This is a genomic window from Lederbergia sp. NSJ-179 (genome assembly GCF_022867885.1).
Classification (GTDB): Bacteria; Bacillota; Bacilli; order Bacillales; family Bacillaceae_C; genus Lederbergia.
The window spans coordinates 20,464-38,378 of sequence record NZ_JALIFP010000023.1 but is presented as its reverse complement, the minus strand read 5'-3'; the positions used below and the strand labels follow the sequence as shown (position 1 = coordinate 38,378).

The following is a 17,915-nucleotide window of genomic DNA, read 5'->3' as shown; positions in this document are numbered from 1 at the left end:
CATAAGAGGCTTATGGCTTTCTCATTTTAATTTTTCAAATACTTCTTCTTTAGGAGCATTTAATTGCATCTTTTCCAATTCCAGCTTAAGCTTTTCTGTTTCCAGCAAATAATTTTCATGTTTTAATTTTTCTAACTCTAATTGGTCTTGAATAAATTTCCCTTTGATTTTCGCACTCGATTGAATATGATCTGTAATAATTGCGATAATGGGGACGGAACATATCATAACACCTACAATCCACCACACAGAACTCACCTCATTTTGTGTTGTTTTCATTAAGTGTAATACATTATTGAACAGATTTATATAGTTTAATTACGTTAGAGCAAGGAATTGGATTCAACGGGAATTCTTTTCAGACCAAAGGGGGCGCTGTGACCTTTCTAGGAGTCTTTCGCCTTTTTGGGCACAACCAATGGGTCCGCTGTGACCTTTCTGAGAATCTCTCGCCTTTTTGGGCACAGCCAATGGATTCGATTTCAATCCTTCTTCTCGATTTTTTTAAGAAGTCAAGTGCCGTCCGGGTACCTTTATGACAACTCTTGAAAAACTTCGAGAGGTTCCTCTTGGCCTAAATAACGGAAAAACAATTCCCCTTCCTCTTTACCCGAAAAAAGTTCTCCTAACGTTTGACGCGAACGGTCAAAGAATCTAGCGTTTTCCCACTGTTGAGCTAAAACCGCTAAAGGTGTGTGTGCGGTACGATTATATAACACCCAGGTTGCTTCACCACCATAAATAGAGGGCAAATAAGAGATTTTTCCTACTTTCTGCACCATTTCCTTAAGAATTAAGGAATCAGGAATATCTATTATTTTTTCATGTGGGGCATAAACGTCATCCCCCATTGCTACACTATCCCGTGTTATTCGAATAATCATGTCTTCTCCTCCTGTGTATGTCATCCCCCATCCGTTTCTATTACATAACAAAGAATTTACTGAATTCATGGAATGTCCGACCCGATATAATGATAGGGTCAATGTCAAAAGGTAGTACTATGGTTTGAAAGTATTAATCAATAATTGTTAGGCTAAAAATAGAGGGCTGACAGCTGAAGTGAATTAGGCATATGTGCATTGAATCTTGAAAGCTTGAACCCTTCCTTTTAACGGATCTTATACTAAAACTGATTTATTTATTGCTCTATTTTCTGTAAGAAATGGTATCTATAAATATTTGGCGCAAGGGTTCTAAATTGGTTACTGAGTGAATCATCGCTCGTAAATACATCTCACGATCCATTTTTTCATATTCCCATTTAATCCCTCTTGAAAAAGCAAAGTGATGAATGAATATCCGTATTGTTCTTCCGTTCCCTTCACGAAAAGGATGGAGCATGTTAAGCTCTGATTTAAAATAAGCTAAGCGATTAGCCGCTTCTTGTAAAGACTTCCATGAGGGTTCTTTGTTAAGTTGATAAAACAATTCAGATGAGTAGGCGCTAATATATTGCGCTTGGCAAAAACGAGTATTTCCTTTTATTAATTGAACATCTCGAAATTGGCCGGCAAAGGGGTAAAGGTCTTTAAAAAGATGGTGATGCAATTGTTTGAAGCTGTCTACCGTAAAAAGTGAAATAATGTATTTTTTCTGCTCTATCTGTGCGGCACGAAGTAAGAATACAAACGCTTCTGCTTCTTCTAAATCTTTATAGGAGGTCATACCTAAAAGATTATTTTTTAATAGATCATCATCATGTTTTTGTTTATATTTTCCCACGATGCAAAGCACCCTTAATAACAGTTGGTGTAATTTCAACACCTGAGTTGATGATCTCCAAAGCTATTTTTTGCAGAGTAGGATTTAATGAAAGATTTTCCAAATGAAGGTTTTTAAGAATCCGATTAAATTCTTCAGAATCTATTTTTAACTTATTCATGCGCGACCACCTTCCGAAAATTTCCTTTTCTTATATTATACAATTTATTGTTTCTGTATGCTACAGCGCCAAATTAATGATGTCTTATCATACTTTATTCGTCCAGTTCCCGTGATCACTCCTAATTCACGGATTTGATTTGTGAATCAAACTTTAAATGATTGAGTCCGCCCCATTTAAAATGCTCGTCTATTTTTCCAAAACAAGCATAGAATGTATTCGAGGTGACATATATGCGAGAAACGACAGTAGACAAGTTTCACATTTTTATGACCATGTTTATCATTAGCTTAATTATGAGTGTGCAAAGCCCCATTTTCACACCTTATGCGACGATGTTGGGAGCATCTAGTGTCATGATCGGCATTATGTTAAGTGCCTCCCAATTAGCCGATCTAACCGGGAATTTAATCGTTGGACCTTTAGTAGATCGATATGGAAAAAGAATCTTCATCACTTTACCATTGCTCCTTTCAGGTTTGTTAAATATAGCCCACAGTTTTATTTCAAACTCTGCCAGTTTGCTCGTTTTACGTTCTATGAACGGCTTTGCTCTCGCATTCTTGATGCCAGCCGTTTTAGCCTTAATTTCTGGATATGCGGCGAATAGCCGACAACAAGGGAAAAATATGGCGATCATCGGCATGCTTGGCATGATTGCCAATATCATTGCCCCACTGATTGGTGGAAAATTAGGAGCAACAATTGGCTACGCCCGTACATATTTCATTATTGGAATCGCATTGATTTTTATTGCTGTTTATACCATTGGCTTTTTGAGAGATAGGCAAATGATGGTTGTAAAAAACAATCAATCAAAGTCGTTTCATTTTCTTCATATATTTAGAAGTCCCCAACTACAACTGGTTTATTTAACGGGATTTGCGGTTATGTATATTCATGGCGTGATTATTTATGAAATTCCATATTTAACAGTCGAACAAGGACTTTCGACGATGAACACTGGACAATTATTTAGTTTTATGGCGATCGGTACACTCTTATCCTTATCATTCTTTTTTATTCATCGTTTTGATCCGATCAAACGAATGATGTTTGGATTATTTTGCATGTGTATGAGTTTAGCCGCATTCTTTAATGGGGTGCTTAGCTTACCTCTTTTTCTATTTTTCATGGGGCTTTGCTTTGGTTTCGTTATGCCGGCAGCAGCAACTGCGGTTACAAATGCAGTAACGAGAGAGGAGCACGGTCGTGCATTCGGCGTTATGTCAGCAGTTTATTCCCTTGGCATGATTATGAGCTCCTTTTTAACAGCTATTATTCGCACAATTATCTCCCCCTACTTTATCGCCTTTTTAGTCGGAATGTTCGTCCTCACATTGATTGGTTATCTAAAATTCCGTACACCAAAAGTTGTAGAAGCAGAGGTATCTTAAGAGATGCTGGATACTGAACATTTGAAGGTACCCTTCCCACACTAAACGGAATAAAAGATAATGATACCTGTCCCCAGAAGGGTAACGCTTTAACATACTGGAGGACGGCCCTATATTTCATAAATACAAACGGAAAATCTCCTCCAATATATTGGGGGCTCTATCACTAATCTCATATATTCAAAGGTTATTTAATGCCCCTTTTGCCGATAACGATAACTTTGGCATTATTCACTCTAAAATGTTACTCTAAAAAAAACTAGTTTAGGAGGAAAAATATATGGGTGACTTGTTAGTACCTCTTTATCGATTACCGTCCTATCATGCGAATAAGCAACAGTCTTGGACAATTCGGAGACCTATACCACCGGAAAAACATATTGTGACGGATTGGGTGAAAAAGCACTTTTCTGAGAAATGGGCAAGTGAATGTGAAGTCGCGTGTAGTCAAACACCAGCTTCGTGCTTAATGGCTATTGAAGATGGGAAAATTCTGGGCTTTGCTTGCTTTAATGTTACTTATCTCAATTTCTTTGGACCAACTGGGGTACATCCTGATGCCCGTGGGAAAGGAATAGGACGAGCTTTGCTATTAACAAGTCTACAAGAGATGAAGCATATGGGTTATGCCTATGCCATCATAGGTGGTGCGGGGCCCGTTTCATTTTATAAAAAGGCGGTTGGTGCTATAGAAATACCCGACTCTAATGATGGAGCGTATCATGGTATGTTACAAGAGAGAGAGACTTAAACTGAGCAAACGATCATTGTGAATGAAACATTAGTAAAAACGTAATTAAATGGGGCTGGGACAAAGCTAAAACGTTCGACTCTAAAGACGAACAATGCACTACTTTAGCGAAGGAAATATACGAAGACTCCTGCGGGATGAAAGGCATCGGTGAGACCCCGCAGTGCGTTAGCACGAGGAGGCTCACCAGCCGCCCGCGGAAAGCGAAGTATATTTCCGGAGCGGATTATATGCACCAACCATAGTTCTAGTTCGTTCGGATTTTACTTGGATAGAAACACTTTTGTCCCACCCTCATTCTAAATGGAACAATTTCTGCAAGGCAAAATAAACTACCTGAAACACCTTTCATTCATCCTTCAAAAACGGAAATTCCCCTATTCTTAATCGTGCACATCCATACGGAATGAGCTCCAAAGTTTCTGCGGGTGCATTCTTATACGGTTTTGGATTTTTAGGAGGTTCGGCAGCCGAGTTTTTCTCCATGATCCAATTCGAAAGCAGTCTACCTTTTGTTACTAATTTTATGGGTGCATGTTCTGGTTGATACGGTTGAGAGTGAATAGGCTGTTTCATCACTTGAAATTCCATTCCTTGCAGTAAGGCATACCGCCATGCCGATGTTGGGTAAATTTCCCAATCATGGAATCGTTCACGTTCTTGGACTCGTACCCACTGCTCTCCAATCGGTAAAACATATACAAGGGGACCGCGATTGACACTTACTGCATAGTTATTTCGTTCTTCTAATTGAACTTCCATCGGTAAAATTAATTCAATTTGATCGTTTAGCTCCCATTCTCTCTCAAGACGAATATATCCGTTTTCTGGCTCAGCACGAAAAACTTCATTATTTACACTAACTTGCATATTGGTACACCAATTTGGAACTCGTAATAATATAGGGAATCTTGCTTTTTCTTTTAGCTTTAATTCTATCGAAACCTGTTCCCGAAAAGGATAGTGACTCTTAACCAAAAGCTCCATTTCCTGCCCACCTGCAACAGTTGCTTTTACAGAACAGGGCGCATAAGAAACTGCCGCTATCCCACCATCATTGGTAGACATCCATAAATTAGTTGTAAATTTCGGCCACCCCTGGTGCATATTGGCTGTGCAGCAACCAAAATGTGGTTCTAAACCAAACATATTCGCTTCTGGTCCATTCGACCATGGACGTTTAGCCAAATGACACATCACTTGATTTACCTGTTGATCGTACTGATGAGAATCCCATTCTGGTGAAATTGTGGCTGGCAACGCATTAAAAGCCACTTTTTCCAAAATATCTCCAAATATTCCATCACCTAATATTCGGATTAAGTTTTCCATACTAAACATATATTCCACAACAGCACAGAGCTCAACACCTTGAGATGGATGTGTCCCTGATAACCATTCATCTCCTGAGAACATGCCATGGGCTTGGCCATGATAAGTCATCAAACTTTGGATTCCTTTATAAACAGCTTTTTTCTCCCACTCATTCTCAGTTTGGCGATAAAAAACAGCGGGGGCTTTTATTCCCATCGCAACATTCACGACATGTGTTCGATGATCCCAATCTGTTTGCTTGCGCCAATAGGGAAATTTGGCAAAAATACGACTCCAATCAATCGTTTGTTCCCGGACCATTTCAGCTAACTCTAAGAGATTGGCCTCCCCCGTTCGTTCATAAAGCCAATGAATGGACAATAATAAATCCGCACCACGTGCTTCATGCCAATCCTTTAATGGAAAATCTTCAAGTGCCTCTTTCATATAGGAAAAATAGTTCGTCATAAATGGAATAATTCTTTCATCTTTCGTTACTTCTCCATATTGGGTTAACACCTTTAACATAATGATATCCTGCCACCAGTCCTGCTCTCCCACCTCAGTATTCACTGTTTTCATATGAGTGGGACCAAATGAACCGTCTTCTTTTTGACTGGAGAGAGTCCATTCAATCCAGGGTGTAACCTTTTCAATTAACCTTTTATCCTCCAATAGAAATGCTAATGGTAGAAGTCCGTCCAAATAGTATGGGCCACGCTCCCAACTATCGCCATCTCCCCCAAGCCAACCATTATTAGGTCCAACATCTTCCCAATGTTCATCTAAATACCCTGTCAAACCATTCGCTTGTATTTCCAATTGATCTCGTAACCAGCCGGTAGGCTTAATGCTTCCGAGTGGCAATGAATGAAAGGCCGTTTCTTTTAATCCTAGTTTCTTTGTCTTATTCATACATTATCATCTACCTTTAATTTTATATTCATTCTTCTAATGACTTGATTATACTGTTATAATGGAAAATAAATAATGCAAAATCCAAACAATTAATTGCATTATTACAACCTTTTGGGAGAGGAGTAACAAAATGTTACAATTCGTTGCCCCGCCTTTACCAGTCGTTTTAGCTGCGGGGGAAGATACCTATTCTCCTGGTCAATCCCATCCAAATCGTAACAAGATTGGCGTTTTTGACATACTGATCGTAACTCGGGGATGTTTAATAATGGTGGAGGACGAACAACAATATCAGGTCGGAGAAAATCAAGCCCTTATTCTTTATCCAGACCGACATCATTATTCAGGAAAACCCTGTGAATCTGAGACCCATTTTTATTGGATTCATTTTAAAACTGCAAAGGAATGGATGGAGTTAAACGAGGCATCATCTAATAGAAGAATGGAGTTTGAAATCAGAAACAGAAATCCCTTCACAGAACCTCCATTCTGGATAAAACTTCCTAAGCATTTTAAAATACATAATTGGAATGAAGTGGATCATCTCTGTCGGCAATTACTCACAATAGGAGAACGCTCCACTTACTCTTGGGAATGGAAAAGACAAGTGCATTTTCAGCACTTATTGCAAGAATTGACTAGCACAAATCAGTTCGAAAATTCCTCTCCTTCCGTAGCTGTCGCAGAACAGGCTGCCTCTTATTTACGTGAAAATTTCGCAAGGAAAATAAACTATAAAGAGCTCGGGGCTATATTACGCTATCACCCTAATCATATTGCAAGATGTATGATGAATACTTTAGGATGTACCCCAGTTGAATATGTGAACCAAGTTCGCCTGGACCAAGCTAAAATATTGCTCGTCTCTACAAATTGGAGCATCGAAAAAATAGCAGATAACTGTGGTTTTCAACAAACCGCTTATTTCAGCCGCTTCTTCAAAAAACAGGAAGGTCTATCACCCAATCAATTTCGAAAACAATACTTAGGTTGATTACAGCCAACCAAAATGGACCACTTATGACATAATATGTACCAATGAATGACAGGAAAATTACCACTAGATGACAGGACCTTTACCAGAATGCATTCAATAGCAAAAAAATTAGCCCTTCATATTTTGCAAGGGCTATTTCCAGCTGATAATCTATTATTCCTACCAGTCTATAAGAGTCTGGTTTTGAGAGTTTTGAGCTGTTATATATTTGTGTATGACTTTTCCAGAAACACACCTAATATGACAGGTACATATATAATCACTTCTCCAACAACCATTTATGCTCATCAACCATGATACGTTCCGTCCATGGATTATCTTCCAAATGGCGAATCATCCAACAAAAGTACATGGTATACCCTGGTGCTGTAGCCTGAGGATGATCGAGACCTCCTGGGATCGTAATAAAACTGTTATGTTCTACTCGGTAAGCATCGTCCTCCACCATGACACAGCCAAAGCCTTGCGGTTGATCAAAACGATAATAATACACTTCTGGTTGCGGATGATAATGCGGAGGATAGCTTGACCAGCGCCCTTGATGGGAAATGACCTCACCTATGACCATATTAGAGTAAGGTGCATTTTGATAATCAAAAATAGTTCGAATGGTGCGAACTGCCGTACCATCCCATGCGTCTTCACCTGCTTGTTCACTTTGACAATCCTCTGGTGTATACAACTTTGCCCCGAAAGAGCGATCATTATTTGTTTTTTGAATAAGTACTTCACTTTTAGCCATTGCTGTGATCCTAACGTTGACTCCAGCAGGTACATGAAGACAATACGGATCCTCTTTAAACACATCACTTCTTGTTACATTGACCGATTCATCATTCCAGTCGATTTTAACAGATGCTTCAAGTGGCAGAATGGCTGTCTCTTTTTCACTGTCGTAAAGTGTTAATCTTTCCCCTTCTGGCATGGAATAGATTCCAATATCTTGGCGCATATCGCTATGTTTTCCGTCTATTTCTGTAAGGGATGTGTATCCTTTTTGTAATTTACCCAGTTTTTCAAACATCCAATTCCTCCTAATTCAGCCGCTTTCAAAAGCCCTTCCATTTTGACTAATGGCATATTTTTTCTTCCCCCTATTACAGCCCACTCTTACTGCGAATATACTTACGTGCTTTCATAGCATACTCCAAAGGATTCGCTATGGCCGGATCCTGTTCGGCTTCTACCACGATCCAACCCTCATACTTATTCTTTGAAAGCCTCTCAAAAACGGGGGCAAAGTCGATCATCCCATCTCCTGGAACTGTAAAAACGCCATTTTTAACCGCTTGTAAAAAACTCCACTTTTCTTTCTGTGCTCTTTGTGCGACATCATCCCTCACATCCTTTAAGTGAACATGATGAATTCGCTCTTGATATTTTTCTAAGATAGCAAGATGATCTTCCCCTGATAAGACAAGATGCCCTGTATCATAGAGAAGCGATACTTTTTCTGCTTTCGTTTCTTCCATTAATCGATCTATCTCACTTATCGTTTGTATACCAGTCCCCATATGATGGTGATAGACAATTTTCATTCCTTTTTCTACAGCCAAATCCCCAAGTCTATGCAAACCTTCCTTCAGTAATCCCCATTCTTCTTCATTAAATATAGGTTTTTTTTCAAATAAGGGCGTATCGATCTGTCCTTGGATGCTTTTTCCTTGCTCTGAGACAACAATTACTTTAGCCCCCATATGATGAAGAAAATCTCGATGCTTTTTAAATGCTTCAACCGTTTCTTCAACGGGCTTTGTTGTTAAAAATGAACTAAACCATGCACTTGCGATTCTTAAATCTCGTAAAGATAACGCCTTTTTAAGTTCCACAACATCACGTGGAAACTTATTGCCAACTTCACATCCTTGAAACCCCGCCAAAGCCATTTCACTGATACATTGTTCAAATGTAACTTCTCCACCAAGTTCAGGTAAATCATCATTCGTCCATCCAATCGGTGCTATCGCTAACTTCACCTGCTTCTTATCAATCATCGGCACATCCCCTTCCTTTAATAAGCCCGAGATTTTCGAATTGATTCTTGTTTGTCTTTAAAGGCCTGCTTAATACTATCTTTCTTGGATACTTCTGCAACACCCACATGCCACCATGATTCATATCCCTTTGTCATTGTTTTCGGTAGTACCTTCACATCGATTAAAGTACTCACAGATTGTTTTTTCGAATCTTCAATCGCTTCCCTTATTTCTTTCAATGTATGAACAGAATATGTTTTGGCACCGTACCCCTTAGCTACCTGCGCAAAATCCATTTCCATAATCTGACCGTCTAATTTCCCAGTAAGTTGATTGCGAAAACGAAATTCAGTCCCGAAACTTCCGGCACCATTCTCCATTTGGAGATTGTTAATACAACCAAATCCAGCATTATCGAACAGGATAATATTTATTTTCTTATTTTCTTGGAGACTGGTGATCAGTTCTGTGTGGAGCATCAGAAAACTACCATCCCCAACCATTGCATATACTTCCCGCTCAGGCTCCGCCAATTTTGCTCCGAAAGCCCCAGCTATTTCATACCCCATACAGGAGTACCCGTACTCCATATGATAGGTATTTTCGGATTTCGAAATCCACATTCGTTGCAAATCACCTGGTAGACTACCTGAAGCTCCGACAATAATGGCGTCATCGTCTAGGAGCCTATTCACCTTTCCTAGTACACTTGTCTGTGTCAGTTCAGTACGAAGGATCTCCTTATATTCCGGCAGTTCATCATCCAAATGTCCCTCAATTTCGGGTTTGAATGAATCCGAATATGTGACCGTATAAAGGCGCTCTAGTTCCATCTCCCACTCTTTTTTCGCATCGCTAATTTCATTTTCATAGCTAGACTGATAGCTTTCCAGAGCTTTCCCGATTGCTTCCAGTCCTACCTTTGCGTCTGCTACTACTTTAACTGCATCCAGCTTTGATGCATGAAACTCTGATATATTAATGGTTAGAATATCAGCCTGGGCGAATAATTGCTTTGAACCTGTTGTAAAATCTGTAAATCGAGTTCCCACCCCAATAATAAGATCTGCCTCTTTCGCCAGCCTATTCGCAGCCGAATTACCCGTTACTCCAATCCCGCCAAGATTCAACGGGTGGTTGCTTCTCACTGCACTTTTTCCTGCCTGTGTTTCGCCAAAAGGAATGTGAAAAGTTTCCGCAAAGTCAATAAAGGAATTTGCCGCCTCTGAGTATCGAACCCCTCCTCCCAAAATGAGCAAAGGTTTTTTCTTTGTTCTAATTAGTTTTACGGCATCATCTACAGCTTCTTTTGACGGTTGTCGACGTTCTATCCGATGAAACTTTTTTTCCAAGAATCGGTGAGGAAAATCCCATGCTTCCCCCTGAACATCCTGTGGTAAGCAAATCGTTACCGCCCCTGTATCCGCAGGATTCGTTAGGACACGCATCGCATTAATCATCGCTAGCATCAATTGTTCCGGTCGATTAATCCGATCCCAATATTTACTGACTGGGCGAAAGGCATCATTTGTTGAAATCGAAAGATTATGAGTCTGCTCAATCTGCTGTAAGACTGGGTCAGGTTGTCGAGTCGCAAAAACATCACCCGGTAATAATAAAACCGGAATATTATTGGCCGTTGCCGTCCCTGCGGCTGTTATCATATTGGCAGCACCAGGCCCCACGGAAGACGTACAAGCCATGATCTGTTTGCGGTGCTTTTGTTTCGCAAAAGCAGTTGCGGCATGGGCCATTCCTTGTTCATTTCTTCCTTGATAGACTTCCAAATCACCTGGATCCTCTTCTAGTGCTTGCCCCATTCCCGTTACATTCCCATGACCAAAAATAGTGAAAATCCCTTTTACAAATGGGGTGATCTTGCCATCAAATTCAATGTATTGGTTATTTAAAAATTTCACCAATGCCTGTGCGGTCGTTAACCGAATGGTATTTTCCACTTCGCTATCTCCTTTCAATTTAGGTATAAAGGGGAACAACGTCGGTCTAAAATAATCAAATTTTTCACCTAATCATATATAACGCCCAGTCACCATTTTCTTTCTCGTATAAAACTCAACGCCATCTTTACCATTTGCATGAAGATCCCCATAGAAAGAATTTTTATACCCCGAAAAAGGGAAGAACGACATCGGAGCTGGAACTCCTAGGTTAATTCCTAGCATACCGGCATCAATCGTTTCCCGGAACTGACGAATGGCTGCGGCGCTGTCTGTATATAAACAGGCTCCATTGGCAAAAGGAGATGCATTGGCCACTTCTACGCCTTCAGCTAAATCTTTCACACGCACAATAGATAACACCGGAGCAAAAATTTCATCTTGCCATATTTTCATTTCCTTTGTCACATGGTCGAAAATAGTCGGACCGACAAAATACCCTTTTTTATCCTTTACCACATCTGTACGCCCATCGCGCACAAGTGTCGCTCCCTCTTTCATTCCAGACTGTATATAATCAAGTGTTCTTGTTTTATGATCTTCACGTATGACTGGTCCCAAAAATACGCCTTCTTCGAGACCATTGCCTATCTTGATTTGGTCTGCAGCCTCTTTTAACTTTTCTACCAATTGTTCTGCGATTGTTTCTTCTACTGCTACAACCGCTGCCGCCATACAACGTTCCCCGGCAGAACCAAATGAGGCACTGATGATTTCCTTTACGGCTAGATCAAGATTTGCATCTTTTAAAACGATCGAGTGATTTTTCGCGCCTGCTAATGCTTGTACTCGTTTTAGATTTTCTGTCCCTTTTTTATACACATATTCCGCGACAGGCTGTGAACCGACAAACGAAATAGCCTTAATCTCTTGATGCTCAAGCATACCGTTCACCACATCATGCGCCCCGTTTACGATATTAAGAACTCCTTTCGGAAGGCCGGCCTCTTCAAATAGTTCCGCTAAACGACAGGCTAGTAATGGGGTTTTCTCAGATGGCTTAAGGACAAACGTATTTCCACAGGCAATGGCGAGCGGGAACATCCAAGCCGGCACCATCATCGGAAAATTAAAGGGTGTAATCCCACCGACTACTCCTAATGGGTAACGATACATACCTGATTCAATATTAGTCGCAATGTCTGGTAATTGACTTCCCATCATTAGCGTGGGCGCGCCGGCAGCAAATTCCACACATTCAATGCCACGCTGGACCTCTCCCATCGCTTCAGAAAAACTTTTTCCATTCTCCATTGTGATAAGTCTAGCAAGCTCTTCCCATTGATCTACTAGAAGTTGCTGGTACTTAAATAAAATTCGGGCACGTTTTGGCACTGAAACTTGTGACCATGTTTGAAACGCTTCTTTTGCTGCTTTTACGGCTCGTTCCACATCCTCTTTTGAAGAATAGGGGACTTCCACTAAGACCTCACCTGTTGCTGGATTGATCACCTTTTCTGTTGTAACAGATGTAGATTCAACCCATTCGCCATTTATATAATTTTTCAGTGTTTCGACTGTCTGGATCATTTTCTACTCCCCTTCATGATTAATCGGTACATATTTTCCTGTTTTCATCTGATGTCGTAATTCCTCAAGTGTCGGCATGGCATCAGAACAACTATGACGTGAGATCACAATCGATGCAGAAGCGCTTCCCATTTTCATCGCTTCTGCCACATCTTTTCCTTTCATCAAACCATATATAAAGGCAGAGGCATAGGAATCACCTGCTCCAAAGGTCTTGAGTACCTCCGTTTGATATACGCCGCTTCGATGTGATTCCCCATCTTTTGTATAAGCAATAGAGCCGGCTCCTCCATGCTTAATCACCACGATTTTTGCACGATGCGAAAACCATCTTGAAGCCGTATAGTGATCATCTGATGCTTGGTTATGAAGAAGCTCCTCCATCATGTCAAACTCTTCACGTGTCCCAATAATCACATCACATTTTTCTGCAACCAAATTATAATAAACGGCTGTCTCTGCCTTGTCTTTCCACGTATAAGGGCGATAATCCAAATCAAAGATAATCACGGCATGGTGCTTGACGGCATATTCAATCGCAAGAAAGACCGCTTCACGTGAAGGACTCGCTGCAAGCGCTGTACCTGAGATTAAAAGTGTTTTCGTTTGTTGAATATAGTCCTCCCTTACTTCAGTGGGATGAAGAAGTAGATCCGCTACATGATCGCGATACATGAGAATACTACATTCAGATGGACTCTTTATTTCTGTAAAAGCAAGCCCCGTAACTGCACCCGTTTTATCGACAACGATTCCATCCGTATTAATATGATCTTTCTCTAAATATTGGGTAATGAATCGACCCATCTGATCATCCGATACCTTCCCAATAAAACCTGTTTTTTGCCCAAGACGTGCGGATCCAATTGTAATATTTGCCGGGGAACCGCCTACATATTTTGTAAAAGTAGATGTTTCCTCCATTGGTCGGTTCGTTTCATTCGCATTTAAATCGATACATAGGCGGCCAATCGCAATCAGATCATATTCCTTGTCATCACGAAATAGTAGGTCATTCATTTACACTTCCTCCTGTTCTGTAAATAGACGAACTGGCTGTCCTTTTAGTAGTGATTCCTTAGCCGCTCTCGCAATCGTTTCCGCCATAAAGCTATCATGACCCGAACAAGGAACTTCTTTCCCATGCTCACAAACATGAATAAACTCTTTTACTTCCTCTATATAAGCTTCCGTATAACGCTCGAGGAAAAAATAAAGGGGTTTATCCTTGACTACTCCATCTGCCCTCGATAATTCTACAGTTGTCGCTCGGTTATTGTCTGCACACGCCATTCCTTTTTCTCCAAAAATTTCAACACGTTGATCATACCCATACACGGCTTGGCGACTATTATCAATGACACAAAGGGTACCGTTTTCAAAAGTGAGTGTAACAATAGCGGTGTCGATATCGCCTAAATCCCCAATGATCGGATCGACCATGACTGCCCCAACCGCGGAAACACATTCAATCTCGGATCCAACAAGATGGCGGGCCATATCGAAATCATGGATCATCATATCCATAAAGAGCCCACCCGACTCTAAGATATAATCTTTACTTGGTGGAGCTGGATCTCTCGAAGTAATTTTAATAATATGGGGTTTTCCTACTTCTCCATTTTTCACCAACTGACGCAGACGTTTGAAATTGGGATCAAACCTGCGATTAAACCCGATTTGCAAGTATACACCCGCTTGATCTGCCGCTTCTAAAGCTTGCTTTGTTTCTTCTGCTGAAAAACTAATCGGCTTTTCACAAAAAACATGTTTTTTAGCGGCTGCAGCCTCTTTAATAATGGTCGTATGAGTGGGTGTTGGTGTACATATAAAAACCGCTTGAATCTCAGGATCTTGAAGTAAACGATGATAATCAGTGGTCAATTCTTCCACTTGATACGGATGAGCCCACTCCTTTAAATGAGATATGGAAATATCCGCAACTGATTTGACTCGCACAAACGGTATCTTTGATAAATTCTCTACATGTAATTGGCCAATTCGACCAGCCCCTATTACCCCAATCGTCAAAGTCATTCTATTCCTCCATCCATAAGTTATGCGCTTAACTAAATTTATGCAAACTTCCTCAAAAATATTTCGGTTAAAACTTCGAATAATGATTCCATTTAAAATCCAAGAAAAATTGGTCTCCAATGGATACGTTACAGAAAAGATATTATCTCTTGAACTCAACTATTTTTCTAGCTAAAATTTCTCTTAAATCCATTCCCCATCGAAAAAAACTAAATTTTTGAAGTTAAGCGCTTAACGAAAATTCAATACAATGTTCAATCAATGAATCTACTTTTACCACAGTTTTCACATCGTTATGTAGTCCCCCTTACAATTAATTCCGGATTAAATAAGACACGTTGGTTCACAGAAACATCTTCTTTAATCTCCTCTATTAGTACTTCAACTACCTTTTTCCCCATTTCTTCAATAGGTTGGGCGATTGTTGTCAGTCCCGGAACAGTCGTTGTAGCCAATATCGTATTATCAAACCCAATAATGGCCAAATCATCTGGGATGGACATTCTTTTTTCCATAGCGCCTTGAATAACCCCAATGGCAAGTAAATCATTACAAGCAAAGATGGCTGTAGGTAACCCATGATCTTTCCTTTGAAAAATCTTATCGAAACAAGCCTTTCCGTTTAAGGTAGAAGCAGTGGTTCGATATATATTTTCTTCTTTAAGTGTAATTCCTTGGCTTTCAAGCCTTTCCTGGAATCCTAAAATACGCAGTTTACTACTATTTGTATGTTCAGCAATGACCGCTATTTGGCGATGTCCAAGTGAGACGAGGTGATCTGCTGCCTTATACCCACCTTTTAAATCATCCACAGATATCTTTGATACATCAAGAGAAGCATCATCATAGGCTAACATCACTAAAGGAACATCATGTTCAACCAATTTCCTAAGTAACTTTTTTTCATGGAAAGAAGAGGCAACAATAAAACCATCCACTTGCTTTCTTTGCAACACATCTAAATATTTCTTTTCCCTTTCAGGGTCTTCATCCGTACTACACATTATCACACTCATTCCATGTTCATGTGCATGATCCTCAATGGTTCGAGCAATCATAGAAAAGAAAGGATTCGATATATCCGGTACCAACAGCCCCAGTGTTTCAGTCCCTTTTCCAGAAAGCGCAGATGCCATTATGCTAGGCTGATAATTCATGTCCTCTATCACATTCATTACCTTTTTTCTAGTTTCTTCTCTCATATTCCCTGTATGATTAATCACCTTTGAGACCGTGGCTATGGAAACACCTGCTTTTTTGGCCACATCATAAATGGTTACTTTCATGCCTCTTCCTCGTTTCAATCTATAATCTATTTAACTTTATCTATTAAGATATATATATCATATAACATCTTATTGGATAAAGCATTTTACATAATTTGACAAGGTCGAGATTAAACAACCTATAGCGTTAGGTTATTTTAGCTAAAAACTATTTTCTTCTTGAATATGATAGAGGATTTGCTTTTCCCCTTTTTGGAATCTCATTGTGGGGATACATATTGCAACCAATTACTGAATTATAGAAGCCCCCCATTTTTTAAATTTTAATACTCCGCTAGAGTAAGCGCTTAACAAAATATTAATCTACCACTTTCCCAATGTCAAGTCCGATTAGGAGCAATTCTAAATCGTTCGGATATCCCGTTAAGAAAAAAAAGAGGAGCCCCTTCTTACTATTGGTGAGAAGAGAGCTCGTTCCTTCTTTTTTATTGGTGACCTACTTTACCAACATCTTTCTCCACCTAAATGCTCTTTCCTTGAGCCGTCGACAGTTCCCGCAAATGGTTAATATCTCCTATTTTATTCACTCTTGTAAATTCCTCTGTGATTGTGAGCCAATTAATACACGTATTTTCCTGTCTAAAATAAACGTCGGAGCCATCAGTCAAACCAATTAGCTCCTTTATTAGATAATTATTTAATGTACCATGTGCAAACATGGCAATTTTAGCGTCGTCAGGGTACTGTTTCAAATGTTTAGCGAGATTAGCAGCCCTTTTCATGATGATAGGGGGAGTTTCCTTCCCCGGGTAAGGCCATCCATCTGGCTCGAAATCTTCAGGGAATTTAGCTTCAGGAAATTGCTCTACTAAATCACTTAATCTTGCTCCCTTACAAGATTCAAGAGTTCTAACCTCATAAGCATCTCTCAACACGAATATCGGTTTGTTAACTGCTTTCGCAAAAGGTTGAGCTGTTTGTAACGTCCTTATAAGGGGACTGGAAAGAATATGGGTAATCTCGGCATCTATTAAGCCTTGTACAACCAGATTGGCTTGCTTTTCTCCTAAATTCGTTAGCGGGCAATCTGGGATATCTCGACCTGTCCTATTCCCTTCGGATTCTCCATGTCGAATTAAATATAACTCCATTTATAATCCCCCGTTTCTTCTAATTACCTAGCTCTCTAAGATCTTAGTCCATTTATTATAAAAACTGTCTTCTCCCTACGGGCATAACACTTTTAATGTTACTGGCTCTTTTGTCTCGTTTGAAGAACCTGATCCTTCGGAACCTTCAGTTAGTGTAGTAGGAATTATTCTTCATCCTCTAGTTTATTTTCCATTTTTAAGCCGCGAGCTTGCAGCTCTGTATTCACATTGTTTTTTGCTTTGGAAAGCCTCGTGCTGTTGTCAAGTTCCAACGTAAAGCCATCCTTTAAGGTGAAAACGATGCGGTCTACCCTTGTGACACCGTCCTCATTGACCATCACTTGTTCCACCTTTTCAATCTCGTCCCAGCTTGTAAACTCCTCTTTTAAACTAAAAAAATGATTGAGATAAATCCCTTCTTTGTTCATGTATTTATAATGGTTGAAGCAAAGAAATACTGTGGCAATGGTGAGGATTGAAATAATCGTTAATATACAATATTTGATGATTCTGTTAAAGTTTTTCGTAGGCTTTATCAAAATATTTCCAATGGGAATCAGAGAAATGACAACTAACATTGCCATAAAAAGAATATAAGCTTTAAAATAAGGTTCAAAATAGAAAAAATCATCAGGCCGATATAATAATTCTTGGATGGGATAAAGCAGAATAAACGGCACAAACAAACTAAAAAGAAAGCAAATAATGCTAAATGCAATTTGATAATGGCTACTTTCGGCCTCTCTCGTACTTAACATTCATCAAATCCCCCTTA

General features: G+C 39.8%; 17 protein-coding genes. 3 read left to right on the top strand and 14 right to left on the bottom strand.

Features of this window, described 5'->3' with window-relative positions:
* Nucleotides 1-21: 21 nt before the first annotated feature.
* The 4 genes from MUB24_RS15635 to MUB24_RS15620 all read right to left on the bottom strand — a co-directional run bounded on the left by MUB24_RS15635 (nt 22) and on the right by MUB24_RS15620 (nt 1,885).
* Complete coding sequence (locus tag MUB24_RS15635) at nt 22-228, bottom strand: hypothetical protein (protein WP_244705715.1); 207 nt, start codon at nt 226-228, stop codon at nt 22-24.
* 305 nt (nt 229-533) lie between these two features.
* Entirely contained in the window at nt 534-884 is a 351-nt protein-coding gene (locus MUB24_RS15630) for a hypothetical protein (RefSeq protein WP_244705676.1), read from the bottom strand.
* A 265-nt stretch (nt 885-1,149) separates the two neighbouring features.
* Nucleotides 1,150-1,725, bottom strand: coding sequence for a Fic/DOC family protein (locus MUB24_RS15625; protein WP_244705674.1), 576 nt, complete (start codon nt 1,723-1,725; stop codon nt 1,150-1,152).
* On the bottom strand, nt 1,712-1,885 hold the full coding sequence (locus tag MUB24_RS15620; RefSeq protein ID WP_244705672.1) for a Zn-dependent hydrolase: 174 nt from the start codon (nt 1,883-1,885) through the stop codon (nt 1,712-1,714). The genes MUB24_RS15625 and MUB24_RS15620 overlap by 14 nt, the downstream gene beginning before the upstream one ends.
* Before the next feature lie 233 nt (nt 1,886-2,118).
* On the opposite strand from MUB24_RS15620, the gene MUB24_RS15615 reads away from it, so the two are divergent.
* Nucleotides 2,119-3,282, top strand: a complete 1,164-nt coding sequence (locus MUB24_RS15615; protein WP_244705670.1) for an MFS transporter — start codon at nt 2,119-2,121, stop codon at nt 3,280-3,282.
* A 280-nt stretch (nt 3,283-3,562) separates the two neighbouring features.
* A complete protein-coding gene (locus MUB24_RS15610) occupies nt 3,563-4,033 on the top strand; it encodes a GNAT family N-acetyltransferase (protein WP_244705668.1) in 471 nt (156 codons plus the stop codon).
* A 348-nt stretch (nt 4,034-4,381) separates the two neighbouring features.
* Here the strand turns inward: MUB24_RS15610 and MUB24_RS15605 are convergent, their stop codons facing one another.
* Nucleotides 4,382-6,262 carry a beta-L-arabinofuranosidase domain-containing protein gene (locus tag MUB24_RS15605; protein ID WP_244705666.1) on the bottom strand — a complete coding sequence of 627 codons (1,881 nt, stop codon included), beginning with the start codon at nt 6,260-6,262 and terminating at the stop codon, nt 4,382-4,384.
* A gap of 133 nt (nt 6,263-6,395) precedes the next feature.
* On the opposite strand from MUB24_RS15605, the gene MUB24_RS15600 reads away from it, so the two are divergent.
* On the top strand, nt 6,396-7,259 hold the full coding sequence (locus MUB24_RS15600; RefSeq protein ID WP_244705664.1) for a helix-turn-helix domain-containing protein: 864 nt from the start codon (nt 6,396-6,398) through the stop codon (nt 7,257-7,259).
* Between the two features lie 262 nt (nt 7,260-7,521).
* Here MUB24_RS15600 and MUB24_RS15595 read toward each other — a convergent pair whose 3' ends face one another.
* From MUB24_RS15595 to MUB24_RS15555, 9 genes are all read right to left on the bottom strand, one after another.
* The gene (locus MUB24_RS15595; protein ID WP_244705662.1) at nt 7,522-8,286 is read right to left on the bottom strand and encodes a 5-deoxy-glucuronate isomerase; all 765 of its coding nucleotides are present in this window, start codon (nt 8,284-8,286) and stop codon (nt 7,522-7,524) included.
* 73 nt (nt 8,287-8,359) lie between these two features.
* Nucleotides 8,360-9,256: a myo-inosose-2 dehydratase gene (gene iolE / locus MUB24_RS15590; protein WP_244705660.1), complete on the bottom strand. Its 897-nt coding sequence runs from the start codon at nt 9,254-9,256 to the stop codon at nt 8,360-8,362.
* Between the two features lie 17 nt (nt 9,257-9,273).
* A complete protein-coding gene (gene iolD / locus MUB24_RS15585) occupies nt 9,274-11,196 on the bottom strand; it encodes a 3D-(3,5/4)-trihydroxycyclohexane-1,2-dione acylhydrolase (decyclizing) (protein ID WP_244705658.1) in 1,923 nt (640 codons plus the stop codon).
* Between the two features lie 72 nt (nt 11,197-11,268).
* Nucleotides 11,269-12,726: a CoA-acylating methylmalonate-semialdehyde dehydrogenase gene (locus MUB24_RS15580; RefSeq protein WP_244705656.1), complete on the bottom strand. Its 1,458-nt coding sequence runs from the start codon at nt 12,724-12,726 to the stop codon at nt 11,269-11,271.
* Nucleotides 12,727-12,729: 3 nt separating this feature from the next.
* Entirely contained in the window at nt 12,730-13,746 is a 1,017-nt protein-coding gene (gene iolC, locus MUB24_RS15575; RefSeq protein ID WP_244705654.1) for a 5-dehydro-2-deoxygluconokinase, read from the bottom strand.
* A complete protein-coding gene (gene iolG / locus MUB24_RS15570; protein WP_244705652.1) occupies nt 13,747-14,763 on the bottom strand; it encodes an inositol 2-dehydrogenase in 1,017 nt (338 codons plus the stop codon). It abuts the gene before it with no gap.
* A 293-nt stretch (nt 14,764-15,056) separates the two neighbouring features.
* Nucleotides 15,057-16,049 carry a LacI family DNA-binding transcriptional regulator gene (locus tag MUB24_RS15565; protein ID WP_244705650.1) on the bottom strand — a complete coding sequence of 331 codons (993 nt, stop codon included), beginning with the start codon at nt 16,047-16,049 and terminating at the stop codon, nt 15,057-15,059.
* Nucleotides 16,050-16,510: 461 nt separating this feature from the next.
* Nucleotides 16,511-17,140 carry a histidine phosphatase family protein gene (locus tag MUB24_RS15560; protein ID WP_244705648.1) on the bottom strand — a complete coding sequence of 210 codons (630 nt, stop codon included), beginning with the start codon at nt 17,138-17,140 and terminating at the stop codon, nt 16,511-16,513.
* 164 nt (nt 17,141-17,304) lie between these two features.
* Nucleotides 17,305-17,898: an alkaline shock response membrane anchor protein AmaP gene (locus MUB24_RS15555; protein WP_244705646.1), complete on the bottom strand. Its 594-nt coding sequence runs from the start codon at nt 17,896-17,898 to the stop codon at nt 17,305-17,307.
* Between the last annotated feature and the right edge of the window lie 17 nt (nt 17,899-17,915).